The organism is Salinibaculum salinum, from assembly GCF_037645885.1.
In the GTDB taxonomy this organism is placed as follows: Archaea; Halobacteriota; Halobacteria; order Halobacteriales; family Haloarculaceae; genus Salinibaculum; species Salinibaculum salinum.
Genome location: NZ_JBBENW010000012.1, coordinates 1 through 25,031 on the forward strand (window position 1 = coordinate 1; position 25,031 = coordinate 25,031).

Genomic DNA, 25,031 nt, shown 5'->3' on the forward strand with positions numbered 1-25,031 from the left:
AAAGAAGCCGTGTACAACCTTCTCTCGTGGGTTCGAGACAACGATGATCGTGGCGTCGATGACCTTATGCAAGAGATCGACCATCTTTTCGTTCACTCAACAGCCGACACTAACGTTCAAAGCTGAGTAATAATCGTTAGAATTTTCCACTCAGAAATCTTTTGCAAGAGGTAGTGAATCATCTCGACGAAATTTCTGTCGAGGAATTGCAAGACACTCTCGACAACGTGGACGGAAAGAAGCCGACACAACGGCTCTTAGCGGCTATCGCGTACAAGAACGGTGTGACGCAGACCGAGCTAGCCGAGTGGTACGACGTTCAGCGGCGGACAATCTACAGTTGGCTCAAGCGACTCGACACCGACGAGTCGCTTGAGCAAGCTGTTTCCGACGATAAACGAACAGGAAGGAAGCGAAAGCTCTCAGAATCACAGCAAAAAGAATTTGAAAAGACCGTTCACGAACCACCCAACGAGGTCGGGATCGACGCGCCGGCGTGGACGCCGGCGCTTGCCCAAGAATTTCTCGAAGAAACGTATGGCGTCGAGTACTCAATCCCGAGTTGTCGGCGGCTGCTGAAAGAGGCGGGATTGAGCTATCAGAAACCGCGCCGTTCAGCCGCCGAAGCCGACGAGGACGAGCAAGAAGAGTTTCAACACGAACTCAAAAAAAGCGGCGGGAAATGGACGCCACCGTAGTCTGTATCGATCAGACCAAGAAATCCGTGCAAGTCGAGCCACGTGCCGCGTGGCACGCGGCCATCCGTCAAACTCTCTGGGCAACGCGACTGGACGTATCTGTTGGGCGCGATCACCATCCTCGGTGATCGCTTTTTCTCGCGATTCAAAGAGTCCGTCACCGCCGAGTGTACGAAACATTTCATTTTAGCATTATGCCAAGAATTCGAAGATGACTTGATTGTCGTCCTAGATGGGGTGCCATATCTCCAGGCGTTGGCCGTCACTGACCTGGCGGCCCGTGACGACCTCACCTTCGTCACACTCCCATCGTATTCGCCAGAGTTGAATCCGGCCGAAGAGTGCTGGAGACCGCTTCAAGCGGCTCTAAGCAACTTCTTCTTTGACTTCCTCGACAAGCTGACCACCGCGGTCGATACCGCTCTCGACCAACTCTCCATTCCAAAAGTGAGTAACTATCTCTGATCGATACTATAGTTACCCATTGAACGAAAGCAAACGCATTGCAACAGGGCAGACCCAAACGTCGGAATTAGGGGCTGTAATTCGTGGGTTCGGGAGGTAAATTCACTATGGGCGCTGCAGGATTTGAACCCGCGGCATCTTGGTCCGAAGCCAAGTGCTCTGTCCAAGCTGAGCTAAGCGCCCGCGATACCGAGTTGCCGGTGTCGAAATAAAAACTCCCCGATTCCCGTCGCAGTATTTTCTGTCGGGACGACAAATCATTTATATTGGGAGCGATACGTACTGCGTACAAACACGCCCGCTTACCGGGCAGTCCATGGCTACTCTCTATGTATGATTTGGGTCAGGAAATTGGAAGTAGATCGGTCAGCCCTGGAACGAACATCCTCATTTCAGGACCTCCACTGACTGGTAAGCGCCGGCTCGCAATGGATATTCTCGCTCACGGTGCGGCCAACGGTGAGGGGTCTGTCATTGTGACGACCCGGGACAGTTCAGACCGCGTCATCTCGGATTTCCGAACGCGACTCGTCGACCCTGCAGACGCCGATATCGGCATCGTCGACTGCGTCACTCAACACCAGGGTCGCTCTGCCTCGGACACAGAACTGGTCAAGTACGCGTCGTCCCCGGTCGACATGACCGGTATCGGTATCAAATTCTCCGAGTTCGTCGAGGAGTTCTACACTGAGCGTGGCGTCCAGCAGAACCGTATTCTGATGGACTCGCTGTCGACACTGCTGATGTATTCAGATTTACAGACGGTCTTTCGGTTCATGCACGTGTTCACTAGTCGCATCGAGGACGCCGATGCACTGGGTATCCACGTCATCGAGTCGACGGCACACGATGCCGAGGCGATGAACACAATGAAACAGCTCTTTGACGGCATCGTCGAAGTCGACGACCAGCGGGAGTTGACCGTTCAGTTGCCCGAGACCAGTGCAACGCCCTGACGCCACATCTTTTTGATCGTGCCCACCGTTGGACTTTGTATGCCAATCGAGAGCGACGCCGAACTCCGCGAGATACTCACCCTCGACACTATTGCCGTCGTGGGGTGTTCGACCACGCCCGGGAAAGCAGCCCACGACATTCCGAAATATCTCATCGACCACGGGTACAACGTAATCCCGGTCAACCCCTTCGCTGACGAAATCTTCGGTCGGGAGGCCTACGACTCGCTTGCCGACGTCGAGGAGGACATCGACCTCGTCGACGTGTTCCGTCCGAGTGAGGAAGCATCCGATATCGTCGATGCGGTCCTCGAACGGGAGGATGCCGGTGCCATCTGGCTCCAGCTCGGAATCCGACACGACGAGGCTGCTGCCCGCGCAGAATCGGCCGGCAAGCGTGTTGTTCAGGATAAATGTATCAAGGTTGAACACCAGCGGCTGGTCTGACCGGCCGGTAGTTCGTTACTTGTCGCTCGACTCGTTAGCGACTGGTACGTCTGTCCCGGCCGCGGCTTCGGCTGATTCACTCTCTTCGGCGTCTTCTTTGACAGGTTCTGGTGGCAGATCGGCGTCTTCGAGCACTGCTTCGATATCGATACCCTCCTTTGCTGCGAGTGCTTCAACGAGCGCGCGCTGTTCGGCCAGGTCACGCTCGAGGTGGTCGACCTGTCCGCTGGTATCTTCGACCTCCTGTTGGAGATCTTTGAGTTCGCCGATAATCTCGTTCATCTTCGCGTAGAGCTTCTCTGCCGAGTCCATCACCGTCTGTAGCTTCTTTGCAGTTCCGCCAAGTCCCATATCCGCGCCTAATGGGGGTAGGCACGTGGGTGTTGTGGTCGGCATGCTGGACTCACGATGGGGGTATCCGACTCGGTTGTCGGCGCTCAGTGAACCGGGTCTCAGTGAGTGGCTCCACCCCGCGTCTTTTAACACCTCCCCGGTCGGAAATCTCCATATGGATGGCGTGCGTGCTGCACCGCTGGTCGGCATCGTCGGCTGTCTCGGCGTTATCGCAGCGCTGATTTATCCGTACGTGGCCGCCGATGGTGCCGTAGGTCTCTACTACAGTTCCGGTGTCGTCAGCCCCCTGGTCACTGGGCTCCTGGCGCTCGTGACGATAATCGTTCTCGCGGCGGGTCGTGAGGACCGCACTGACCCAGAGCTGGCCGCCGGTGCCGGATTGGTATTTGGGCTGTTCATCGTCGCACTGCTGCTGGCGTGGGCGATGACGACGCGTGTCGATACCATTACCATATGGCAGCACCATCGGTGGGTGTTGCCCGCTGTTGCGGTACTCGTCCCGCTCGGGTCACTGTGGTACGCGCGTGCGCTTCGGATTTTCTGATGCCACACCGCTGGCCATCGGTTCCGAAAGGCCCTTATGCGGAAGCGCGTTATCTGAGAGTGGACTAGGTCGGGCGGTTAGGCCCCGCTCCACCCGCTCCCACTATGGTCTTGAGGGAGGACCGAACGCCGGGGGCGTCCGGTCAGACGGACGTGGGCCCCGCAAGCCAACAGAGAAGCCTCGTCCGTCGGGGACGGCGGTCCGCGCGGAACCACCTGCAGGGGTGGACCCGCGTGGTTAATCGAGGGTACCGCGTCAGGCGCGGAAGCGAGCAGCGCACCCTCGGACAGCTGTCGCTCGCCGGGTCGCGGGGTGGAGGAGGCACGCGGGACTACCCACGCCCGAACGCCGGGCCACCCCGGTTGTCCGCATTCATACTTGACTACTTTTTTCGCCGTCAGGTCTCCGTGCGCGCTCTCCGAGCGCGCACCTGGACCCTCGGCGAAAAAACATAGTGAAAAAGGCTGCTCGCGCTCGGTAGAGCGCTCGCGGGTGCTATTTTAACCCCTCCCGCAACCACCACCGCACCGCAAGCCCTGCCCTTCCCCGGTTCGCGCGGTCTCGTGCATTCGCACTTGACACGCGCTTACGGCCACGACTGACGGGTGTATCTTTCTGAAGGAATGGGGGAATCTGAGCCACATGAACCGCTGTGTGAGTAAAATATCGAGAAACCTGCAGGCGACGGATAGGACCTGGACGGGAGACGTTTTCCCCGGTCCGTATGGCCAGCGACAGCGTTAGCCGGGCTCTCACCGGCGCTTACCTGCCCCGGCTTTAGCCGGATTTCCATCGGCGTTTGCCCACAGAGGGGAGTCCCCCTCTAAGATTGTGTAAACGGTGCAAAGCACCGTCCGCACAGAGCGTTAGCCCGACTTTCACGGGCGTTGCCACATGGACAGGCTTCAGCCAGCGTGACACTGGCGTTACCGTCGATGTTCCCGAAGCCCCCTTACGGGTACTCCGGTAGTTGGCTTTGGTACCCGACTACCATGGTGGCCGAGCGATGGACCGGTTCGCTTCTCCTTCGGAGCCGTGTCCTCGGTGCCGTGTTATCGGTCTTCGGTTGCGGCCCCTACCCCGGACCGTCTCGACTACTGACGCGAACGCCAACAGCCCATCTAGCCCGTGGGCGTCCAGTATGTCCCCGCACGCTCGCAGGAACCTAGAAATTAGGACCGAGATAGTATAGATATATGTTAATTTGATAGGGATTACCGCGGGTGGGACGAGTCCTTATGTTCCGGTAGAAGCGCGCTCGCTGAAGCGGCTACAGAGCACCTGTGGGTGGTTATTACGGCTGTATCGGCCGGTCTGCTATCTATCTCGAAAGGACGGCCACACTTCTCCGAATGATTGTTTCGGAAACTGGTACGATGCGGCTGCGAGAGGGTGGCCTGACACCAACCTCGGCCACGAGGCTGTCTTGTCAGCCGAGCCGGGGAAGGGCAGGGCTGCTGTGCAGTGGCGGTTGGGGCTAGAATAGCACCTGCGAGCGGCCGACCGGCCGCGAGCAGCCTTTTTCCCCATGTTTTTGTAAGGGGTGGTCCGCTCGCGGCGTAGCCGCGATGCGAGACCCGACGAAACAAAAAGTGGTAGTTAGTCGTCGGCCGGTTCAGCCAGTCCCTGGATGTTCTCCAGTTCGAGGCCGCCGCCGATGGTCCGGTTCGGGTAGGGGATGTTGATGTCCTCCGCATCGAACCGCTCTTTGACCGCCTTGACATACTCGGCGCGGGTCTTCACGAAGTCCGCACGCGAGGGTTGGGAAATCCAGATCCGTGACTGGAGACCGACCGAGGAGTCTCCGAGCTCGATAAGACGCACTGACGGCGCAGGGTCCTCGAGAATTTCGGGGTGCTTTTCGGCTTCTTCGATGATGATTTCGGTCGCGTTGTCGATGTCGTCGTCATAGCCGATGCCGAAGACGAACTTCAGACGGAGCGTATCCTTGGCGACCGGGTTCTTGATGACGCCGTCGGTGAGCTGGGAGTTCGGGACCGTCAGCAGTTCGTTGTCGAATGTCCGAACTCGCGTTACGCGGAGGCTGATGTCCTCGACGACGCCGGAGTTGCCGTCCCACTCAATCCAGTCGCCGATGCGGAACGGTTTGTCGGTGTAGATGAAGATGCCGGCGACGAAATTCGCTATCACATCCTGCATCGCGAAGCCGATAGCCAGCGTCGCTGCCGCACCGACAGTCGCGATCGCGGTGAGGATGTTCCCGAACCCGGCGAACCTAAACGCCAACGCGATAGCGACGAAAATAAGCACGATGCTGGTTAGCTTGAGTAGTGGCCGCTTTGCGTGCTCGTCGAGGTCACGCCGGCCGAGGAACCGGCGCACGAGAGGCAGGACGAATATCTTGCTGCCGAGATAGAGTGCGACGAACGCGATGACGAACGTCACTGCCGACCCGACTGCATTGGCGGCCGGAATGTCGAAACCCGCGAGTTGTTCCGCAATCCAGGTGTTAGCCTGGAGCGGCATCATCGCTCTAGCACCGCCGTGTGTCCACGGGTCTGGACGACAGTCGCACTGACTCTTTCCGCTAGCTCGGCCGCAAGCGTTTCGGCGTCGGTCCCGCCTCGGGCAGCTCGGTGAAATTTGATCTTGACGAACTCGCGGTCGCCGAGCTGGTTATCGAGTTCGTCGGTCACTACGTCGATACCGTTCTTGCCCACCCAGACCGTCACGTCGAGGTCGTGTATCCGCTGTGCGCGGGTCGCGTCGCTCATATGCTGCGTTCATTTGGCTCCCGTAGGTTTAAAAGCCGCCTCTTGGAGTGGCTGCAGAGAGCTCAAAAGCAACCGACAGGTGTGTCTGGGTGCCATGCCGGGCGCAACCTCCTCAGGTCGCGTCACTCCTCGACAGCCCGTGCGTCCCACCCCACCACGGGTCGGTCCACGTCACCGCATCACGCTCACGGGCTCGTTACCACTGTTAGAGGATTGCTTATTAAAGTTAACGATTAATCCTGCTACCATCTAAACGTACAATTATTGAAACCGATATCGGGCTGTCTCAAAAGAGGTGGTCAGTCGTGATACGGGTATCGCGCCTGGTGGCCGCAGTCACAGGTCACGACGACGTGACCGTTCTGGAGTCGAACTCGGGCGTTCTTGCCGGGGCGGAGGTAGGTATCACAGTGGTCGCACGTGAACCGAGTGAACTCACGAGGGAGTCGAATCCGGTTGCGCTCGGCGAGACGACGGGCCCGACGGACGTACTGCCGTGCACGCTCTTCGTGGCCCGCATTCGCCGCCTCGCGGGCCAGTTCGTGTAACCGATCGATGCGTTCCGCTGAGATACTCACGGCCGATTTTCGGCCCTCGTCGCGGGTATAGCTTGCGTTCGCTCGGCACCGTCAGGATTTTGCTACCCCCCGCGCTCTCTCCGTCCGTGCGCGTCCTGCACTACCTCGAACTCGAGGACCGTCTCGACCGGAGCGGCATCGGGACTTCCGTGAATCACCAGCGGCAGGCACTCGACATGACGAACGTCGACGTGCTCAGGTCACCGTGGCAGGACGACCATCTCGCCTGGGCTGCGGTGAACTACGCCGCAGACGGGCGCTTCTTTCAGGAATTTGACCTCGCCCACTGCAATATGATCGGCCCCGGTAGCATCGCCGTTGCCCGCCGTGCCGCGCGGGAAGACGTGCCGCTCGTCCTCCATTCGCACGTCACTCGCGAGGATTTCGCCGAGAGCTTCCGCGGGTCGAACTACCTCGCAGAACCACTCGGATACTACCTTCGGTGGTTCTACTCGCAGGCCGACCTCGTGCTCTGTCCCAGCGAGTACACGAAGGGCGTGCTCGAAGCGTATCCCGTCGACGCACCGATCAAACCGGTCACCAACGGCGTCGACATCGATGCCCTCGATGGCTTCGACGCGCTCCGCGGAGAGTACCGCGAGCGGTTCGACCTTGACGGAATGACTGTCTTCGCTGTCGGCAACGTCTTCGAGCGCAAAGGACTGACCACGTTCTGTGAACTCGCCGAGGCGACCGACTACGACTTCGCGTGGTTCGGGCCCTACGACACCGGTCCGCAGGCCTCCACCACCGTTCGCAAGTGGACGGGCGACCCCCCGGAGAACGTCACCTTCACCGGCTGGGTCGACGACATCCGCGGTGCGTACGGTGCCGGCGACGTCTACCTCTTTCCCACGAAAGCAGAAAACCAAGGCATCGCGGTGCTGGAGGCGATGGCCTGCGGAAAGGCCGTCGTTCTCAGGGACATCCCGGTGTTCCGGGAGTTCTACACCGACGGCGAGGACTGTCTGCTCTGTTCGAACTTCGAGGAGTTCCGTGAGGCACTGGACAGACTGGCAGCGAATCCGGCGTTGCGAGAGCGTCTGGGACGCAATGCCCGGGCGACGGCCCGCGAGCACAGCATCGAACGGGTCGCCGAGGAACTCGCGGGAGTGTACAACGCCGTCCTCGCGGGAGAGCCAGAGCGAGTCACAACTGATTAGAGGTGTGATGAACGACACCCTATCGGATGACACTGCCGCGGGTGGCTGCGTTCACTGATACGTACCTGCCGACGGTCAATGGGGTGACCTACACAGTCAAGACATGGCGCGACCGCTGGGAACGTCGCGGCGGGCGGATGGACATCGTCTACCCGAACAGCGAGTACGACGCCGGAACCGGTGAGCACCCGGTCGGAAGTCTCCCGTTTCCGTTCTACGACGGCTTTCGCGTGGGCCTCCCGCAGGTTCCCGACGCTATCCAGCGCGTCGACGTTGTCCACTCGCACACCCCCTTCGGCATCGGAATCGGCGGCTGTCGGCTGGCCCGAGAGCTCGATGCACCGCTGGTAACCTCGTATCACACTCCCTCGGCGGAGTACGCGGAGTATCTCTCTGTCAACGGGACTATCGAGAAGGTGATCCGGCGGTCGGCAACGACATACGAACGGGCCTTTCTGAACCGGTCTGCTGTCGTCGTCGTCCCGAGCCCGAAAACCGCCCGACACGTCCGCGAGAACGTCGGCGTCTCGGCGGACATCGAGGTCGTTCCGAACGGGGTCGACACCGACTTTTTCACGCCTGAAGCTGGTAATTTCCGGGAGCGCTTCGACCTGCCTGACGGGCCGCTTGTGGGCTACACCGGCCGTCACGGCTACGAGAAACGACTGCACAACGTCGTCGCAGCCGTCGACGGGCTCGACCGCGACGTAACACTCGTGTTCGGCGGTGACGGGCCGGCCCGCGAGGACCTCGAAGCGGCCGCGGCCGAGGCCGACGTGGACGCTCGCTTTCTGGGCTTTCTCGACCGCGAGGACTTGCCCTCGTTTTACGCGTCACTGGATATCTTCGCGTTCCCGAGCCCCGTCGAGACGCAGGGGCTGGTCGCACTGGAGGCAAACGCCTGTGGCACGCCGGTCGCGGGCGTCGACGCGGGTGCCCTTGCCGATACCCTCACCGACGGCGAGAACGGCTACAAAGCGCCGGCAGACGACGTGGCAGCATTTCGGGCCGCTATCGAACGCACGCTCGACGAGCGCGACCGACTGCGCGGACACTGTCTCGACCGCCGCGAGCGGACGAGCGCCGAACACGCTGTCGACCGACTCGAATCGGTCTACGACCGCGTTCTCGACGACGCGTAAGAATCAGCTATTGGTCGTTGGCGGTGCTACGCCAGCGCACTGCCGGCTCGGATCATCGCGCTTCCACCTTTTTCCCGGTCGGGTGCGGTCGCTTTGCTCCCGCACCACTCCCGGCAAAAATCTGGGGCAAAAAGGCGCTCACTCCCGTCGGTCGTTCGCGGTGCTACGCCAGCGCACTGCCGGCCCGGATAATCGTCTTTTCGCCGAACGCAGGCCCGACCAGCTGTAATCCGACCGGCAGTCCGTCGCTTGTCTCGCCAGCGGGAACGGAGATTGCCGGCAGGTTGGCGAGGTTGACCGGCGTCGTGTTGGCGTCGGCCAGGTACATCTTCAGCGGGTCGTCGAGGCTCTCGCCGCGTTCGAACGGTGGGATGGGCATCGTCGGCGAGGCGAGCACGTCCGCCTCCGAGAGCGCCTCGTCGAAGTCCTGCTTGACCCAGGCGCGAGCGTCCTGTGCTTTCTTGTAGTATTTGTCCTGATAGCCCGCAGAGAGTGCGTACGTCCCCAGCAGGATACGACGCTTGACCTCTGGGCCGAACCCTTCTTCGCGTGCCTTCGCGAAGGATTCGTTCCAGTTGCCCTCGTAGCCCCCGCTGGTTCCGTAGCGGACGCCGTCGAAGCGCGCGAGATTCGAGGAGGCTTCGCTCATCGCGATGACGTAGTAGGCCTCGACTGCGTGTTCGACGCTCGGTAACTCTACTTCGTGGTAGCTTGCGCCCTGTGCTTCGAGTTCGTCGATGGCGTCCCAGAACGTCTCGACGACCTCATCGTCGGCCCCCTCGACCAGCTCTGTGGGAATGCCGATGGAGAGCCCCTCGACATCGCCGTCCGCGGCGGCGGCGAAGTTGTAGTCCGTTCCTACTTCTGTCGCGTCTCTCGTCGTCGCGTCGTTCTCGTCCGGGCCAGCGATGACTTCGAGCAGTTCTGCGGCCTCTTCGACAGTCGGTGCGAGTGGGCCAATCTGTTCCAGCGAGTTGGCGTAGGCGATCAGGCCGTATCGCGAGACGAGCCCGTAGGTGGGTTTGATACCGACGACGCCACAGAAGGCGGCGGGACAGCGAACGGAACCGCCGGTGTCGGTGCCCAGCGCCAGGTCGGCGTCACCGGCGGCCACGACGGCGGCAGAGCCACCGGAGGACCCACCCGGGACGTGGCCGTCGGCAGCGGGATTCTCGGTCGCGCCGAACGCCGAGGTTTCGGTCGTCGTCCCCATCCCGAACTCGTCCATGTTGGTCTTGCCAGGGATGGTCGCCCCCGAGGCTTTGAGCCGCCGGACGACAGTGGCATCGTACGGAGGGACGTAATCGTCGAGCATCGCGGAGCCACAGGTGGTCCGGACGCCTTTCGTGGAGATGTTGTCCTTGACGGCCACCGTCTTGCCGGCGAGCGGTCCGTCGTCGCTGCCGGAGATCTCTTCTTCGGTGACGTAGCCGTTGTAGTCCGTGCTCATGATACCTTTGGTCCCTTGAAGTAGCCGTCTTCGGTTTCCTCGGCGTTCTGGAGCGCCTCTTTCTGGCTGAGGCTCTCTCTGGTTTCGTCGGGCCGCATGACGTTGGTCAGCTCCGGTTCACGCTCGATTTCCGGCACCTCGTCGAGCGTCTCGAAGTACGCCAGGATGTCCGCGAACTGCTCGGCGAACTCTTCGCGTTCCTCCTCGGTCAGGTCTACCCGCGCGAGGTCGGCGACGTGACCGACTTCGTCGGGGTCGACGGCGGGGTCGCTCATAAAAGTGGGATGGACTGGCCGGTCGGTAAGGGTTTCGATACCCGAAAATCGGCGAGAAACGCGCTCTCGCGGGCTAAACAGCCAAAGAATTTAAGTTGCTCGGTACCCAACAAAAGTACGCAATCAGGCGTTCTTCGGGTACCATCCCGTAACTCAGTTCAAAATGACCGATACCACCACGAGACGCTACACGCGCGAGCGCGAACGAGAAGAGGAAGAAGAAGACGAACAGACAGCCGACGAGGAGCTAGTCTGTCCAGAGTGTGGCGGCAACCTCGCGTCGGACAGTGAACACGGCGAGACGGTCTGTAAGGAGTGTGGCCTAGTCGTCGAAGAGGACGAAATCGACCCTGGTCCGGAGTGGCGTGCGTTCGACTCCAAGGAGAAAGACGAGAAGAGTCGGGTCGGCGCGCCGACGACGAACATGATGCACGACAAGGGGCTGTCGACGAACATCGGCTGGCAGGACAAAGACGCCTACGGTAACGCCCTCTCCAGCCGACAGCGCGAGAAGATGCAGCGGCTCCGGACGTGGAACGAGCGCTTCCGGACCCGCGACTCCAAGGAGCGCAACCTCAAGCAGGCACTGGGCGAAATCGACCGGATGGCCTCCGCACTCGGCCTCCCCGAGAACGTCCGGGAGACCGCCAGTGTCATCTACCGGCGTGCTCTCGACGAGGACCTCCTCCCTGGTCGCTCCATCGAGGGCGTCGCCACGTCGTCGCTGTACGCCGCTGCCCGCCAGGCAGGGACCCCCCGCTCACTGGACGAGATCGCGACCGTCTCCCGGGTCGAGAAAGACGAAATCGCCCGGACCTACCGCTACGTCGTCCGCGAACTAAATCTCGAAATCCAGCCTGCCGACCCCGAGAGCTACGTTCCCCGCTTTGCCTCGGACCTGGACCTCACCGAGGAAGTCGAGCGACGTGCCCGCCAGCTCCTCCAGAACGCAAAACAAAAAGGCGTCCACTCGGGCAAGTCCCCCGTTGGCCTCGCCGCTGCGGCCGTCTATGCCGCCTCGCTGCTGACCAACGACAAGGTCACCCAGAGCGAGGTGTCGGAGGTCGCTAACATCTCGGAAGTGACCATCCGAAACCGCTACCACGAACTGCTCGAAGCCGAGGACAGCGTCCCTGGACTCTAAACGAAAAGTAGCGCGAGTTCCCCGCCCCACCGTGGGCGGGGGTGAAGCGCGTCACTCCGGCGCGTGTTCCGTCTCTTCGAGATACCGCTCAACCACCTCTTCCGATACTGCACCCGTCGTTCCCACGTAGTACCCGACCTTCCAGAACCCACCACCCCAGAAATACGACTCCCGAATCTCAGGGTACCGCTCCAGCAAGTGCTTTCCCGAGTACGACTTGAACTGCCGGGCGAGGTCGGCTGGACTGTGCTTCGGGTCTGTCTGCACGAACAGGTGAACGTGGTCATCCGCGATCTCCAACGCGAGAATCTCGTGCCCAAAGTGGTCAGCAGTCTCACCAAACAACCCCCGCACATCGTCTTCAACCACGTTGAGAACCGGGTGGCGATACTTGGGACACCAGACGAAATGATACTTGCAGGAACTAACCGAATGTGCATGACTGCGATACTCCTCCATCCCGAATCCCTACATTTATGATAGTATGTAACGATTGTCAATGTATGGGTGAAGAAGCCACGAAAACGATTCAGACGCGCCTTCACGTCGCGTCTGGTGAGCGGTCGTGGCTTCACGACGCCCGCCTCGCGTCACGCGAGATCTTCAACCAAACCATCCGCCTCAAACAGCAGGGATACACGCGCACCGAGATACAGCAGGAGGTTGACCGCGACGACTTCTTGCGGAACAACAAGTGTGCGGTCGTCGGCAAAGCCCTCCAAACGTGGGACTCCTATCAGTCGCTCAAAGAGTGGTGGGAGAATCAAGACGGCCCTGATGGCGGTAAGCCGACGCCACCGAGTACGGACAAGAACGGTGCGTACCCGCTCGTGATGGCGCACACGGAAGGCTACCGCCTCACCGTGGACGACGACACAGACCGCGTCCAGTTCCGCATCAGCCCAAAACCCTACAAGAAGGTAACAGGCCACCTTCGGGGTGACCCAGACGCGATGGACGAACTTCGAGACGCCCTCACGTCGGATGAGGTGGATGTGGGGCAGGCCGAACTCCTGTACCGCGATGGCGTGTACTACCTACACGTCACGGTCACACGCGAGCTCGACGTGCCCGACCTCTACACCAGCGACACGCTTGTCGGTGTGGACATCAACGAGCGCAACGTCGCTCTCACCGCCCTCGACCGCGAGACGACGCGGACGAAGGGCACGCTCGTCCTTGACTACGGACGAGTCAAGCAGGAACGCCAACGCTACCACACTATCACGAAACGCTGTCAGGAACACGGCAAGACGAGCATCCACCGGAAACTCGGTGACAAAGAAGAGCGATTCACCGAGTGGGTGTTGCATCGGCTTTCCCGTGCAGTCGTGGAGTTTGCGGAACAGTTCCCGAACCCGGTCATCGTGTTCGAGGATATGGAGGGTATCCGCGAGCAAATGCAGTACGGGTCGTATATGAACCGCCGATTGCACAAACTGCCGTTCCACAAGTTCGAGACATTCGTCTCGTACAAGGCGATGTGGCGAGAGATTCCGACAGATACGGTGGATGCGTACTACAACTCGAAGACGTGTTCGTGCTGTGGTGAACGTGGAAGTCGGCAGGGACGGCGGTTCCGCTGTACGAACTACGAGTGTGACGTGGTGCAAGACCACGCCGACCGGAACGCGTCGGTGAACATCGCGTGGCGTGAGAAGGCGAAACTTGACGGTAACGAATCGAATTACCGGACTCACAAAACCCAACCGCAGGTTCGGTTGGTGCGTCTGTCCGGGTCGGGGCGTGTAAGCCGCCCAATCTCATCCCGCTCGCTTGCCGAGCAGGGAGTGCTAGCGCACGGCTGAGGGAACTACAAAAGCCTCGGGCCACCGCGCCCGAGGTTGTTTACCTGCCGTGTTTTTTGCGGATTTCACCAGTCCCAGCTATCGCGTAGTCGTTCGGGCTGTTACCCGAGGTTGTTTCTGATCGGTCACCTCTCTGCGACATCTGTTCAGCGCCTGGGTCGAGTCGCGGTACGGTTGGCCCCTCTGTTCTCAGATTTCATAACAGGGGCCAGTAAAATTAAATACCAAAAACAGCATAGATGGTAACCAGAATGATTCACTCGAATGTCTTAGAAGATTCTGTTGGTGACGTGTTATACGATGCTCTTTCTGGGGCTGATGGGAATGTAATCATCGTAAATCCATCACACGATGCGATTAGTAGCCTCGTCTCTGTTATCGGTGAGCTTTCTGACCCGACTCATGTCCGGTTATTTGCGGCACGGGAGCCGCTTAAAGACCTGATGGACGACTTTTTGATTGCGAGTGCGGTCGCCGACCTCATCGAGTCGGGCGTGCTGTCTGTCAGGACACTGCAAGACGTCCCAAACAGTTCGCTCGTTCTCTCGGGTGAGTCGCTGGTCTCGCTGGTCGAAAGCCGAGACCAGGCCGCTGGGTTGGCCGCGACCGACGAGTCGTTCGTCGAGGCGGCGTACGACGACTACGACGAGCGGTGGGCCGACGCACCGGAGTTCACGCTTCGGACACCGCCACGCTCTCGGGTCATGGATACCCTAGAGGAAGATCTTGGACCACAGGCTGCTGCGGACTTCGAAGCGATTCTCGAGTCACTGGAGACCGCTCGGGGTGACGGCGACGGACTTGACGAGGTGACTATCAGTCTGCTCGTCGCTGCGAAAAATGGTGAGCTCCTCTACGACATCAGCAAGTGGGGTGAGGATGTGGGCGTCGCCAGCAAGGCAACGTTTTCACGGACGAAAACTCGTCTCGAAGAGCAGGGTCTGGTTGCCACCGAAAAGGTCCCAATCGACGTTGGTCGGCCGCGCCTCCGACTGTTGTTGGGTTCCCAGCGTCTCGAAGACGCCGACGCGGACGAACTGGCGGGCATCGCCCAGGAGATGCTGGCCTGAACGGCACCGGAGACGCCAGTATTTTTGCCCCCGCCCGCCGTGCGGACAGCTATGTCAGTAGGTATCGTCGGGTCCGGTCCTGCCGTCGCGGCCGTCGAGGCGGCGCTCGGGGACGTGGACGTCGACACCGCGACAGTCGATGTTGCCGAGCTCCCGGACCACGACCTGACGGTCGTCGTCGGGCAGGCCGGTGAGACGGTTTTCGAACGCGCGAACCAGCATGCACTCGACGCCGCCGCCCACTGGATTGCCGTCGAACTCGGCGGCGTGGGTGGGTTCCCGGTTGTCGACGCCGCCGTCACGGGCTTTGGCCCCGAGACGGCCTGCTACGAGTGTCTGAGCGGGCGCGTCAGTTCGAACCTGGACCCACAGGCCGAGCCTGCTGCCGCACCGCCGGCCCACACAGCCCGCTTTGCTGGGGCTGTCGGTGGCCGCGAGGCTGCTCGATACCTGGCCGGTGACGGTGAGCTGTTCGGGGAAGTCGTCGAGATACCCCACGCCTGCCGCGAGTTTCTCCCGCTCCCGAACTGCGCGTGTGACACCGGGCGCAGTCGCTCGCTCGACCACGGGTACGTCGACCGGCGTCTCGACGACGCGCTCGGCCGCGCCGAGCGGGCCGTCGACGACCAGCTCGGTATCGTGCAGGAGATCGGCGAGGCGGAGTCGTTCCCGGTCCCGTACTATCTGGCTCACAGCTGTGACACCGCCGGATTCAGCGACGTCAGCGCGGCCCGTGACGCCGCCGGCGTCGACGCCGGGTGGGACGCCGCGTTCATGAAGGCACTTGGAGAGGCGCTCGAACGCTACTGCGCCGGCGTCTACCACATGGACGAGTTCAAATCGGCCGCTCCGAACGGGATTCAGAATGCCGTCGACCCCGCTGCGTTCGTCTGCCAGGCCGACCCGGACCCGACCGCCGACATTCCGTGGGTCGTCGGCGAGGACCTGTCGACCGGGGAGTCGGTCCCGCTCCCGGCGGAGTTCGTCCACTACCCGCCGCCGTCCCGCCAGTACCGGCCGCCAGTGACGACGGGGTTGGGACTGGGCAATTCCGGGACCGAGGCGCTGCTGGCGGGCCTCTACGAGGTTATCGAACGCGATGCGACGATGCTGTCGTGGTACTCGACGTTCGACCCGCTGGCACTCGCGATCGAAGACGAGGGGGTCGAGACGCTCCGACGGCGCGCCGACTCGGAAGGGCTGGACGTCTCGACGCTGCTGGTGACACAGGACGTGGACGTGCCGGTCGTCGTGGCAGCGGTCCACCGCGAGGAGTGGCCCGGGTTCGCCGCGGGGTCTGGGGCGGACCTCGACGTTACTGCGGCCGCGCAGTCTGCGCTCGCTGAGGCGCTCCAGAACTGGATGGAACTGCGCGGGATGGGGCCCGAAGATGCTGCCGGGGCGAGCGGCGAAATCGGTCGCTACGCTGACTTCCCGCCGGCAGTTCGGGAGTACGTCGACGCCGATGGCGAAATTCCGGCCGAAAGTGTCGGTCCCGACGAGGTGCCCGAGGGTCGAGACGAACTCGATGCGGTGTTGGACCGCCTCGACTCGGCCGACCTCGATGCGTATGGCGTCCGGACGACGACTCGCGACGTGGCCCACCTTGGTTTCGAGGCCGTCCGCGTCCTCGTCCCGCAGGCACAACCGCTCTTTTTCGGCCAGAGCTACTTCGGCGAGCGCGCCGAGACGGTCCCCTCGGACATGGGCTTCGAACCCCGGCTGGACCGCGACCACCACCCGTTCCCCTGATCACCGGAGGAGGCGTTCTATCTGCTCTCTGACCTGAACGTGTGATTTCATACGATTTTATAATGGTACGCGTTCACAATTCTCACGAGGGGGCCGGTCGCCGTTTCCTCGCCACCTCGGAGTTGCCATGGTTTCAGAGTTCGACCTTCCGTGTACAGCCTGTGGCCACGACCTGGCCAGAACGACAGTTGCGACAGCGGGGGCGAGCGGGATCACCGTCGCCGAGTGCCCGGAGTGCGGGACGCGTCACTATCCCGAAGCAGCCCTGGAGAACGTCGAGACGTTCTAGATAGCCAGGGTGACGCGAATCATGTCGCGGGTCCCTGGTCCCAGTCCAACTGCCAGAATCGCCATCAGTAACAGCACCGCATAGCGCGGACTCTCGTCGAAGAACTGCTCGTCGAACACCGAGAGGATGAGCACGGCGACGACGAGTTTCACGGCGAGGAAGGTCCAGGAATCGCCGATCATATCGGTCAGCCACGCTGGCTGGACGGCGTTGGTTACGTCGATAATGATTCTGTTGACGACGTGTTTCGCGGAGTACCCCTCGCCAGGGATGCCGAAGGCGGCCGTCCAGTCCGAGGCGATGACGTTGGCCACGCCGTCGATAGCGTGGCCCCAGACGACGACCAGACCCATCGTCCCAGTGCCGGCGTTGACTTCGGGCGCGTATCGGCCGAGCCCGTAGTACGCACCGACCGCGAGCAGCGTCGCCAGGCCGACTGTCGTGATCGTCACGAGCGGGTACCACCCGACGTAATCTCTGGTGAAAGAGAGCATCGTGAGATACCCCGCGGTGAGCAGGAAGGTGCCGGCACCAATCGCTCCGAGCGGGTAGGTGTAGGTGTCGGTGTAATCGTTCCACTGGAGCCACTGCGCGAGGAGGAAGGCGGCCAGCGTGACGAAAAAGACCGTAAAGTAGATGAAGGGACTGATGAGCGCGCCAGAGGCGGGGAAGCCGACGGCGGGGTCAGCGCCTGCACGCTGGGCGGCCACGAACGAATCCTCAACAACCCGGAGCGCGCCGCCAAAGAGCATGAACGGCACGAGCGAGAGGAAAAAGTCCCTGTACGGTCGGAGGTCGAATCGCTGGAGGAGCATGTAGAGGCCCCAGAGCATGAAGACGAGCACGACCATGTACCCGACAGTCGAGACCGTCGTGTAGCCGGGTTCGGCGACGTAGGCGTTCTCGACGGCGGCGCAACCGGCGGCGGGGTTGAACACGACCTCGCCGCTGTCTCTGAGATACGCTGCACACTGTGCCCCTTCGGCGTCGGCAGCGACCGGCCCCCAGAAGTATCGCCAGATGAAGCCGTAGTAAACCTGCTCAGTGAAGACCACAGCACCCCCCGCGAGCGCGACGATGCTCGTCACGAACGTCGCGAGCCACGCCTGCTCGGGACTGATACCGTACTCGTCCAGTACGTCCATATAGCTCACGCCGGGGTCAGCGGTGGTTAAAATTCCGGTCCAGTGCGCCGTCCGTACACGCACAACCCGCCGTCGCTCCGCTGTCGGTCCGCCGTCAGTCCGCAGCCTCGATACTCGTCCCCTCCCGAACTGCATCGAGGACGATATCGTGGGCCTCGCCGTTCGAGACGACGAGTCCCTCGCTGTCGTGGTGCCAGCGTTCGCCGTGGATGTCCGTCGCCGTCCCGCCGGCCCGCCGGATGAGATGGACCCCGCTGACGGCGTCCCACGGGTGGGGCCGTTCTGGCATGAATGCCGCGTCGAGGCCGCCGCTCGCGACCAGCGCGAGGACACCCTGCAGACAGCCCAGTCGACGGAGGTCGCCGAAGCGGTCGGCGGCGGCCCGGAAGAGCGAGGCGTAGGCGTCCCCGCCCTTCGTTGGCCACCAGCCGATGAGACCGACGGCGAACGTCTCTGTATCGGTCCGCTCGCTGACACTCATCAGGGAGCCGTTGCAGGTAACACTCTCCGGTCCAGCGGCGTAGAGGTCACCTTCCGAGGGGAGGTAGGTTGCGACGCCGACGGGGTTGCCGTCGACGACGGCGGCGACGCTGGTTCCCCAGAAGCGGATGCCCCGAACGTAGTTCGCCGTCCCGTCGATGGGGTCGACAATCCAGGCCCGGCCCGACTCGGGGACGGATTTCTGGAGATCGACGTTCTCGCCCGGCGGCGTCGCGTCTTCCTCGCAGACGAGCGTGTCCGTCGGGAACTCGTTGCGGATGGTGGAGACGACCTGATGCTGAGCGTCCCGGTCTGCCTCGGTGACCACGTCGTTCTTGTTCGATTTGGTCTCGACGAGCAGGTCCTCGCGGAAGGTTTCGCGTGCGACCACTCCGCCGGCCCGGGCCGCACGCTCTGCCAGTGCCGCCCGACGAGTCGCGTCTGTCATACTACCTGCTGGTGTGCGTGGGTAGTTAGCATCATCGCTTCCGGGGAAGACAACTGGCTTCTGGACTCGCAAGCACTGTACGAAAATTGACCGCCTCTTTCGAGCGTCTCTCACTCGCTGAGTCGGTGACTCAGCACTACCTCCTCGTACGCTGTGGGCCACTGGCTGCCACCGTCGGTAACCACTTGGTCTGGTTCCTCGAACATCGGCACGAGGGGCGCTCCTGTGTTCTCGGCGTCGGTGAAGTGCTCGTACATGGGTACTCTCTCGCCATCCGGACTCTCGGATGGCACCGAACCTCCATGAGGAATCATGAAGATTCTATACGTCCAGATGGGTTGGGTGGTAATAAGTATAATGATTATTCATGATATTAATGGGGAGCGTTACCACACCCTCAGGAAGAGGTTACCATCGGAAATTGCGAGGGAAGACCGCTCCGTTGCGGACTTCCACGCACTGTATTGCGAGGGGCCGCAGTGGCCAACAGTGCGAGGGAAGGGATTTGAACAACCCGGTCGGCAGCGCCGCCCTGTCGTTCAAACCCTTCCGCGTGCACCTCACGACCCTCGCGTTTGCTCGGGTCGGAGAGTGCGAGGGAAGGGATTTGAACCCTTGGACCCCTACGGGAGCGGATCTTGAGTCCGCCGCCGTTTCCAGGCTTGGCTACCCTCGCACGCGCTGTGGGAGTGCACTCGCCACTCCGTGCGTCCGATATAAAGATTGTACGCATCACGCTCGTCCGAGACGAGCAGTGCTACTCCGATCCGTCCGAGTGAAGGACGGTCTCAGAACTGTCTCTATCCACTCGTTCCCTATCGTCCTGTCGCTCACTGTCGCCGTCGTTGCCTGTCTCTTCCTCACCGCGTTCATGCTGGTCTCGACGCCCGTCGTCGACTTCTCCCTCGACTGTCGCGTCGAACGTGATTTCCTGGTGTGTGTCGAGGTTGAGCAGGTCCTCCGCATCCCTCAGCGACCGTTCGCTCTCGGCTGCTGGCTCTGCCGCTGCTTGTTCGGTGTCGGTCGCTTGGTCTTCTGCATCGGGTTCTGCCTGTTCCGGATCGTCGCTGTCGACTATCCCGGTGTCGCGCATTTCCTGGAGTGCCGCTCTCATCTCGTCGCGGCGCTGTTCGACGGCGGACGCGTCGTCGGGGCGGAACTCCCCAGCGAGTTCGGCCGCACGGTCGAGGTGGTCCGTGGCGTCGGTACACGCCCTGAGCGCGTTCTTGATGTCGTCGTTGCGCTCCAGTGTGACGCCCTCGTTCCACTTCGTGCGTGCCAGCGTGGTGTGGAGATCGACCAGCGTGGCTGCCGCCCTGTGCATCTCCGCGCGAATCTCGTCGGGGTCACCGGCGAAACTCCGCCCCTCGGTGCCCCAGTCCAGCGTGAGAACGTTGCCGTACCGGCGAAACGCGGTCTCCCAGTGGTCGACGGCGACTGCGGTCTGGGTCGCGTTCTTGCCCATGATTTTGGCTTCGTGCGCTCGGCGGATGGGCTCGGCAGCGACGGCCTCGATTTCCCACTCCAGCCTGTCGAGTTCCTCCAGGAGTTCTCGCTGCTCTCCGAAGCGGAAGGCATCCCCTCGCTCGATGGCGTCGGCGCGACCACTGGCCCGGTCGTAGTACTGCTGTGCTGTCTGGAGCACCTTCCGCGCCTGGTCGTAGTCCTCGTTCTCGATGAGCTGTTGTCCGAGTTCGAGTTGCGACTGGGCGTGCTCGATGCAGAGACGAGCGTACGCCCGTTCGAGCGTTCGCTCCATCTCGGTCAACTCGGGTGCGATGACGTCGTCGGCTATCGGCTTCGTCCACTGGACTGCCTCGATGAGTTGGTCGAGTGCTTGCCGATGCTCGTCGTAGACCTCCTCTGCTTCGTCCCAGTCCATCGCGTCGGCACGCGCTCGTATCTCCCCGGCGGCCAGTTCCAGGTCGTTGCGACAGGCCACCAGCCGCGACCGGAGTTCGCCGACCCAGCGGAGGTGTCGGACGACGCTGTCGACGACCTCGGGGTCTGCATCCGGGAGCGGAAACTCCCACCGAACGCCGTTTGCCATCGACAGCGCGAGTGTGGCCGGGTCCGTCCCCTCGATCGCGACGGCCGCGAGGTCGTCGTACGCCAGCGACCCCGCGTCCGTGCCAATTTCGCCGTCGGTCCGGTCGCCCGCGACGAACAGTATCCGCTCGTCGGTGACGACCATAACCACCGGAAACGACACGCGGCGCTCCGCCTCACCGGAGATGCGCGTGAGCCCCTCGGAGCTAGTGAATGCCGCACGCACCCGCTCGTTATCATCTGTGATATCGTCTATGGCCCGCTCAGGAAGCGCCCCTCTCGCGCCCCCCGAACCGGATGATAGAGACGGGTTTTCATCGGTGTCGGTGATAACTAATCCCGGGCGTTCTATTCTCACAGAAGATAATAAAACGCTCGCTGCCGCTCGTTTTCGGGGTGGTTGGTTGTCATTTCGTCTTTCAGAGGTTACCTGTTCGTCACCGGCAAACACCAACTCAGATGGGTGAGGATACAAATACAGATTACTTAACCAAATCTAAATTGTTTGATTTTCGCCGAGTGCCGGAATAACGGGCATAGAGAGAGTTGCTTGGCAAAGATACTTGAGGTATCCGTCCTGAGACCCGGCAATGGCAGAACACGCCGCGGGGGAGACGGACGTGCTCCAGAGCAAGCGCAACGCGACGCGGTATCAGATACTCGTCGAGATAGCCGAGCGACAACCCGCCGTCAGCCAGCAGGAAATCGCCGACGCTATCGGTATCACCTCCCAGGCAGTCAGCAACTATCTACAGGAACTCGTCGAGCAGTCACACGTCGAGAAGCTCGGTCGTGGTCGGTACGAGGTGACAAAGGAGGGCGTCGACTGGCTCATCTCACAGACCGACAGACTCCGGTCGTTCGTCGAACACGTCTCTTCGGACGTTATCGGACAGGTCGAAGTCGAGAGCGCACTCGCCACCGGTTCGATTACCGAGGGCGACCGCGTTTCGCTGTCGATGCGCGACGGCTACCTCCACGCGACGCCCGGTGACGCGGGGTCGGCCACTGCCGTGGCGGTCACCGACGCGACGGAGGGTCAGGAAGTCGGCGTCACGGACTTCGACGGTGTCGTCGACTACGAACTCGGTGCGGTGACGGCCGTCTCCGTCCCGATGGTCCGCAACGGTGGAAGCGGTGGCGTCGACGCCGACGCAGTCGGTGCGTACGCGACTGACCACGACCTCGTGGCTGTCTCCGGAACTGAGGCCGTCGCCGTTGCCCGCCGTGCCGGACTGACTCCGGACATCGAGTTTGCGACGCCCGACGCCGTCCGCGAAGCGGCGACGAAAGGACTCGACGTGCTCTTGCTTTCCGTCGCCGGTAATCTCTCTGCCCACACTGACAAACTCCGGGACGGCTCAATCACCTACGAAGTCGTCGACGCCCAGACCGATTAGTCCGCTGCCAGTATCTCCGTCGTCGCCGCAATCTCCTCGCCGTCGGCTGCTCGCGGGAACGACACTGCGACCGCGTCGACGCCGTCGATACGCTCGAAGGCAGCCAGTCGCTCGCGACACTCGTCGGGGTGCCCAGCGGCCGAAAAGGCATCGAGTACGTCGTCGTCGATAGCGTCGATCGCGGCCTCCTTGTCGCCGCTCCCCCAGCGCTGTGCGATGGTCTTCGCCGTCTCCTCGTAGCCCTGGCGGGACATCGCCTCGCGGTAGAAAGTCCCCATTCCGCCGACGTAAAAGGCCAGATGCTCGCGAGCGAGATAGCGGGCGCGCTCGCGGTCCTCCAGTGCACAGCATCCGACAGAGACAGTTATCCGCTGGTCGTCGCGGTCGATGTCGCCCATCTCGCTCCCTCGCTCGAAGTCCGCGACGCGGTCGGCCAGTCCCTCCGGTGTGAGCATCAGCGCGTGCCAGCCGTCGCCGAAGCGGCCGGCCAGTTCGACGGATTTGGGTCCCATCCCGCCGGCATCGATCGATGGCGGGACCTCCGGCGGACCCTGTCGGAGCCGAAACCCGGCGAGCTGGAAGTACTCGCCGTCGTACTGAACGGTCTCGCCGGCGAGGACCTGCCGGATGACGTCGATGCTCTCGCGGGTTCGCCGGAGCGGGTTCCCGTAGTCGACGCCGTGCCACCCTTCCATCAGGATGGGGCCGCTCGGTCCGAGTCCGAGTCGGAATCGCCCGTCTGATGCTTCCTGCAGGGTCGCCGCAGTCTGTCCGATGAGAGCCGGCGAGCGCGAGTAGACGTTCATGATGGAGGTGCCGATACCGACCTCGTCCGTTCGTTCGGCGATTGTCGCGAGGACAGTGACGGCGTCCCGGCCCCACGTCTCGGGGAGCCAGACACGGTCGTACCCTTCTCGCTCGGCGCGGGTACTCATCTCGGCGATATCGTCGATGCTCGGCTGGGCGGCGACCGGCAGAAACAGGTCACGGACGACGGTGCTCATACGCTCTCCTGTTGGTCCGAATGGGAATAAAACTGTGCCGCCGGTCGGTCAGGACTGGTCGGTGTCGTCGCCTGCGTTCTCGGCATCTGCTCGCTGTTGCTGCAAATCCGCTATCGAGAGTTGTCCGACGATCACACCAGCAGTGCCCGCGGCGAGCGGATAGACGATTCCGGAGACGAGCGCGTCGAACCGCGCCGGATGAAGTACGGCCTGTCCCTGCGAACCAGTCTCGACCAGGAGATACGTTCCCCCGAGTGTGACAAGCAGGTAGCCGACGGTGAGCATCACGCCGCCGAGCAGTCCCTGGACGATGATCGTGTTCGGGTCCCACTCGTCGAGGTCGAAGTACTGGTCGCCGTAGACGTAGCCGACGAGGAGGAGCGCGACGACAGGTATCGCCAGATAGAGCAGTTCCGGCACCGGTAGTCCCGGGTCGAAGGTCGTCGACTGCGAGGCGTTCCCGACGAGTTCGCCGTCGAGATACCGGCGCTGTTCTATCGTCCGGGTTCCGGTGATGCCGTTCTGCCACTGTTCGGTGACGCTGACAATCTCCTGCTCGCTGGTGACTGTCCCGTTTTCGGCGCGTTGCTGGACCTCCTGGGTCCGGTTCAGGCGGACGTACGTCGGCACGTGTAACACGTTGTAGAAGATCTGTCCGACGCTCTGGAGGATATTGCTGGCTCCCTGGCCGAAATCGATGCTGTCGACCGCAGCGAGCAGTCCGAAGAGGAGGACATAGCCACCGAGAAACGACGCGACGCCGCCGACCAGCCCCTGAGCGAGCGGATAGGAGTCTAATTTGGTCAGCAGTGTCTCTTCGCCGTCTGGTGCGTCCATCTTGTCCGACTCGTTTTTCTTCTCCGACTCGTCCGCGTCGTCTTCTGACACACCTGTTCAATTCAACGACCGGGAAAAAAGCCTTCTGGTGGTCGCTGCCCGGTCAGGCGTCGTCGTCGAACTCCAGCGACGCGGAGTTGATACAGTAGCGTTTCCCCGTCGGTTCGGGGCCGTCGTCGAAGACGTGCCCGAGGTGTCCCTCACACTGTGCGCAGACGACCTCGGTCCGCCGCATCCCGTGGCTGTTGTCGACGCGCGTCTCGACGTTGCCCTCCTGGTAGACGTCCCAGAAGCTCGGCCAGCCGCTCCCCGACTCGAACTTTGTCTCGGAGTCGAACAGTTCCGCGCCACAGCCGGCACACCGGAAGATACCGTCGTCTTTCACGTCCAGCAGGTCGCCGCTGAAGCGGGGTTCCGTCCCGGCCTCGCGGAGAATGCGATACTCCTCGTCCGTCAGTATCTCGCGCCACTCCTCGTCGCTCTCGGGCACCTCTCGGGATTCGTGTTCGCTCATGGCCCACAGTAGGGGCTGGAAGGTCATAACTACCTGGCCGTCAGAGAGCGCCGCGGACTGCCCGGACGATAGCGTCCACGTCGAACTCGTCTTCGTCTTTGTCGAAGACGGTCGTCCCGTCGACGTTCACCTGGAAAATGCCGTGATCGCCCATCACCAGCCGAAACTCGTCGATGTCGCGTTCCAGCGCGGTCAGAATTGCTCGCTGTACGTCCAGCGCACGGTCGCGGAATCCACACGGAACGCAGTACTCGATCTCGACTGTCGTCATGAGCGGTGGTACT

The 25,031-nt window shown here is 62.0% G+C and carries 26 protein-coding genes, 2 tRNA genes, 1 other RNA gene and 2 pseudogenes; 14 read left to right on the top strand and 17 right to left on the bottom strand.

Annotation, left to right across the window (positions count from 1 at the left end; genetic code table 11):
• Positions 1–126, top strand: a pseudogene (locus WDJ60_RS11395) (IS701 family transposase); the annotation flags it as partial.
• 101 nt (positions 127–227) lie between these two features.
• Positions 228–1,163, top strand: a pseudogene (locus tag WDJ60_RS11400) (IS630 family transposase).
• Positions 1,164–1,271: 108 nt separating this feature from the next.
• Here WDJ60_RS11400 and WDJ60_RS11405 read toward each other — a convergent pair.
• A tRNA-Arg gene (locus tag WDJ60_RS11405) sits at positions 1,272–1,346 on the bottom strand.
• 146 nt (positions 1,347–1,492) lie between these two features.
• Between WDJ60_RS11405 and WDJ60_RS11410 the strand changes: the two genes are divergently transcribed.
• Positions 1,493–2,119, top strand: coding sequence for an RAD55 family ATPase (locus WDJ60_RS11410; protein ID WP_340100563.1), 627 nt, complete (start codon positions 1,493–1,495; stop codon positions 2,117–2,119).
• Between the two features lie 39 nt (positions 2,120–2,158).
• Positions 2,159–2,566 (top strand): CoA-binding protein, encoded by a 408-nt coding sequence (locus WDJ60_RS11415; RefSeq protein WP_340100564.1) that lies wholly within the window; start codon positions 2,159–2,161, stop codon positions 2,564–2,566.
• 15 nt (positions 2,567–2,581) lie between these two features.
• On the opposite strand, the gene WDJ60_RS11420 is transcribed toward WDJ60_RS11415, so the two are convergent.
• Entirely contained in the window at positions 2,582–2,917 is a 336-nt protein-coding gene (locus tag WDJ60_RS11420; protein ID WP_340100565.1) for a DUF5798 family protein, read from the bottom strand.
• A gap of 157 nt (positions 2,918–3,074) precedes the next feature.
• Here WDJ60_RS11420 and WDJ60_RS11425 point away from each other — a divergent pair, with 157 nt between their 5' ends.
• On the top strand, positions 3,075–3,464 hold the full coding sequence (locus WDJ60_RS11425; protein ID WP_340100566.1) for a DUF7548 family protein: 390 nt from the start codon (positions 3,075–3,077) through the stop codon (positions 3,462–3,464).
• Between the two features lie 57 nt (positions 3,465–3,521).
• An RNA gene (gene ffs, locus WDJ60_RS11430) (signal recognition particle sRNA) lies at positions 3,522–3,836 on the top strand.
• 1,227 nt (positions 3,837–5,063) lie between these two features.
• Here the strand turns inward: ffs and WDJ60_RS11435 are convergent.
• The 3 genes from WDJ60_RS11435 to WDJ60_RS11445 form a co-directional block, all read right to left on the bottom strand.
• On the bottom strand, positions 5,064–5,951 hold the full coding sequence (locus WDJ60_RS11435; RefSeq protein ID WP_340100730.1) for a mechanosensitive ion channel family protein: 888 nt from the start codon (positions 5,949–5,951) through the stop codon (positions 5,064–5,066).
• Complete coding sequence (locus WDJ60_RS11440) at positions 5,951–6,199, bottom strand: YhbY family RNA-binding protein (protein WP_340100567.1); 249 nt, start codon at positions 6,197–6,199, stop codon at positions 5,951–5,953. The genes WDJ60_RS11435 and WDJ60_RS11440 overlap by 1 nt, the downstream gene beginning before the upstream one ends.
• 299 nt (positions 6,200–6,498) lie before the next feature.
• Positions 6,499–6,777: a ribonuclease P protein component 4 gene (locus tag WDJ60_RS11445; protein ID WP_340100568.1), complete on the bottom strand. Its 279-nt coding sequence runs from the start codon at positions 6,775–6,777 to the stop codon at positions 6,499–6,501.
• An 86-nt stretch (positions 6,778–6,863) separates the two neighbouring features.
• On the opposite strand from WDJ60_RS11445, the gene WDJ60_RS11450 reads away from it, so the two are divergent.
• Both WDJ60_RS11450 and WDJ60_RS11455 read left to right on the top strand, forming a co-directional pair.
• Positions 6,864–7,940: a glycosyltransferase family 4 protein gene (locus tag WDJ60_RS11450; RefSeq protein ID WP_340100569.1), complete on the top strand. Its 1,077-nt coding sequence runs from the start codon at positions 6,864–6,866 to the stop codon at positions 7,938–7,940.
• Positions 7,941–7,966: 26 nt separating this feature from the next.
• Positions 7,967–9,082, top strand: a complete 1,116-nt coding sequence (locus WDJ60_RS11455) for a glycosyltransferase (protein ID WP_340100570.1) — start codon at positions 7,967–7,969, stop codon at positions 9,080–9,082.
• A gap of 163 nt (positions 9,083–9,245) precedes the next feature.
• Here WDJ60_RS11455 and gatA read toward each other — a convergent pair whose 3' ends face one another.
• Both gatA and gatC read right to left on the bottom strand, forming a co-directional pair.
• Positions 9,246–10,532: an Asp-tRNA(Asn)/Glu-tRNA(Gln) amidotransferase subunit GatA gene (gene gatA / locus WDJ60_RS11460; RefSeq protein ID WP_340100571.1), complete on the bottom strand. Its 1,287-nt coding sequence runs from the start codon at positions 10,530–10,532 to the stop codon at positions 9,246–9,248.
• Complete coding sequence (gene gatC / locus WDJ60_RS11465) at positions 10,529–10,807, bottom strand: Asp-tRNA(Asn)/Glu-tRNA(Gln) amidotransferase subunit GatC (protein WP_340100572.1); 279 nt, start codon at positions 10,805–10,807, stop codon at positions 10,529–10,531. The genes gatA and gatC overlap by 4 nt, the downstream gene beginning before the upstream one ends.
• A 163-nt stretch (positions 10,808–10,970) precedes the next feature.
• On the opposite strand from gatC, the gene WDJ60_RS11470 reads away from it, so the two are divergent.
• Positions 10,971–11,951 carry a transcription initiation factor IIB gene (locus WDJ60_RS11470; RefSeq protein WP_340100573.1) on the top strand — a complete coding sequence of 327 codons (981 nt, stop codon included), beginning with the start codon at positions 10,971–10,973 and terminating at the stop codon, positions 11,949–11,951.
• A gap of 51 nt (positions 11,952–12,002) precedes the next feature.
• On the opposite strand, the gene tnpA is transcribed toward WDJ60_RS11470, so the two are convergent.
• Positions 12,003–12,410 (bottom strand): IS200/IS605 family transposase, encoded by a 408-nt coding sequence (gene tnpA / locus WDJ60_RS11475; RefSeq protein ID WP_340100574.1) that lies wholly within the window; start codon positions 12,408–12,410, stop codon positions 12,003–12,005.
• Between the two features lie 44 nt (positions 12,411–12,454).
• Between tnpA and WDJ60_RS11480 the strand changes: the two genes are divergently transcribed.
• The 4 genes from WDJ60_RS11480 to WDJ60_RS11495 all read left to right on the top strand — a co-directional run bounded on the left by WDJ60_RS11480 (position 12,455) and on the right by WDJ60_RS11495 (position 16,870).
• Complete coding sequence (locus tag WDJ60_RS11480; protein WP_340100576.1) at positions 12,455–13,759, top strand: RNA-guided endonuclease InsQ/TnpB family protein; 1,305 nt, start codon at positions 12,455–12,457, stop codon at positions 13,757–13,759.
• Between the two features lie 254 nt (positions 13,760–14,013).
• Positions 14,014–14,829: a transcriptional regulator TbsP gene (gene tbsP / locus WDJ60_RS11485; RefSeq protein WP_417750454.1), complete on the top strand. Its 816-nt coding sequence runs from the start codon at positions 14,014–14,016 to the stop codon at positions 14,827–14,829.
• Between the two features lie 51 nt (positions 14,830–14,880).
• Positions 14,881–16,581: a YcaO-like family protein gene (locus WDJ60_RS11490; protein ID WP_340100579.1), complete on the top strand. Its 1,701-nt coding sequence runs from the start codon at positions 14,881–14,883 to the stop codon at positions 16,579–16,581.
• Between the two features lie 127 nt (positions 16,582–16,708).
• Positions 16,709–16,870, top strand: coding sequence for a hypothetical protein (locus tag WDJ60_RS11495; RefSeq protein ID WP_340100582.1), 162 nt, complete (start codon positions 16,709–16,711; stop codon positions 16,868–16,870).
• On the opposite strand, the gene WDJ60_RS11500 is transcribed toward WDJ60_RS11495, so the two are convergent.
• From WDJ60_RS11500 to WDJ60_RS11520, 5 genes are all read right to left on the bottom strand, one after another.
• Positions 16,867–18,015 (bottom strand): DUF63 family protein, encoded by a 1,149-nt coding sequence (locus WDJ60_RS11500; protein WP_340100584.1) that lies wholly within the window; start codon positions 18,013–18,015, stop codon positions 16,867–16,869. The genes WDJ60_RS11495 and WDJ60_RS11500 overlap by 4 nt on opposite strands.
• A 94-nt stretch (positions 18,016–18,109) precedes the next feature.
• On the bottom strand, positions 18,110–18,943 hold the full coding sequence (locus WDJ60_RS11505; protein WP_340100585.1) for an inositol monophosphatase family protein: 834 nt from the start codon (positions 18,941–18,943) through the stop codon (positions 18,110–18,112).
• Between the two features lie 110 nt (positions 18,944–19,053).
• Complete coding sequence (locus WDJ60_RS11510; RefSeq protein WP_340100586.1) at positions 19,054–19,236, bottom strand: hypothetical protein; 183 nt, start codon at positions 19,234–19,236, stop codon at positions 19,054–19,056.
• Positions 19,237–19,535: 299 nt separating this feature from the next.
• A tRNA-Leu gene (locus tag WDJ60_RS11515) sits at positions 19,536–19,619 on the bottom strand.
• Positions 19,620–19,700: 81 nt separating this feature from the next.
• Positions 19,701–21,350 carry a hypothetical protein gene (locus WDJ60_RS11520; protein WP_340100587.1) on the bottom strand — a complete coding sequence of 550 codons (1,650 nt, stop codon included), beginning with the start codon at positions 21,348–21,350 and terminating at the stop codon, positions 19,701–19,703.
• A gap of 232 nt (positions 21,351–21,582) precedes the next feature.
• On the opposite strand from WDJ60_RS11520, the gene WDJ60_RS11525 reads away from it, so the two are divergent.
• Positions 21,583–22,392, top strand: coding sequence for a DUF7839 domain-containing protein (locus WDJ60_RS11525; RefSeq protein ID WP_340100588.1), 810 nt, complete (start codon positions 21,583–21,585; stop codon positions 22,390–22,392).
• On the opposite strand, the gene WDJ60_RS11530 is transcribed toward WDJ60_RS11525, so the two are convergent.
• The 4 genes from WDJ60_RS11530 to WDJ60_RS11545 are packed head-to-tail and all read right to left on the bottom strand — an operon-like array spanning position 22,389 to position 25,018.
• Positions 22,389–23,396, bottom strand: coding sequence for a TIGR04024 family LLM class F420-dependent oxidoreductase (locus WDJ60_RS11530; RefSeq protein ID WP_340100590.1), 1,008 nt, complete (start codon positions 23,394–23,396; stop codon positions 22,389–22,391). The genes WDJ60_RS11525 and WDJ60_RS11530 overlap by 4 nt on opposite strands.
• 48 nt (positions 23,397–23,444) lie before the next feature.
• A complete protein-coding gene (locus tag WDJ60_RS11535; protein WP_340100592.1) occupies positions 23,445–24,284 on the bottom strand; it encodes a DUF7978 family protein in 840 nt (279 codons plus the stop codon).
• 52 nt (positions 24,285–24,336) lie between these two features.
• A complete protein-coding gene (msrB, locus tag WDJ60_RS11540) occupies positions 24,337–24,747 on the bottom strand; it encodes a peptide-methionine (R)-S-oxide reductase MsrB (RefSeq protein ID WP_340100593.1) in 411 nt (136 codons plus the stop codon).
• 40 nt (positions 24,748–24,787) lie between these two features.
• Entirely contained in the window at positions 24,788–25,018 is a 231-nt protein-coding gene (locus WDJ60_RS11545) for an Rdx family protein (protein WP_340100594.1), read from the bottom strand.
• Positions 25,019–25,031 lie beyond the last annotated feature (13 nt).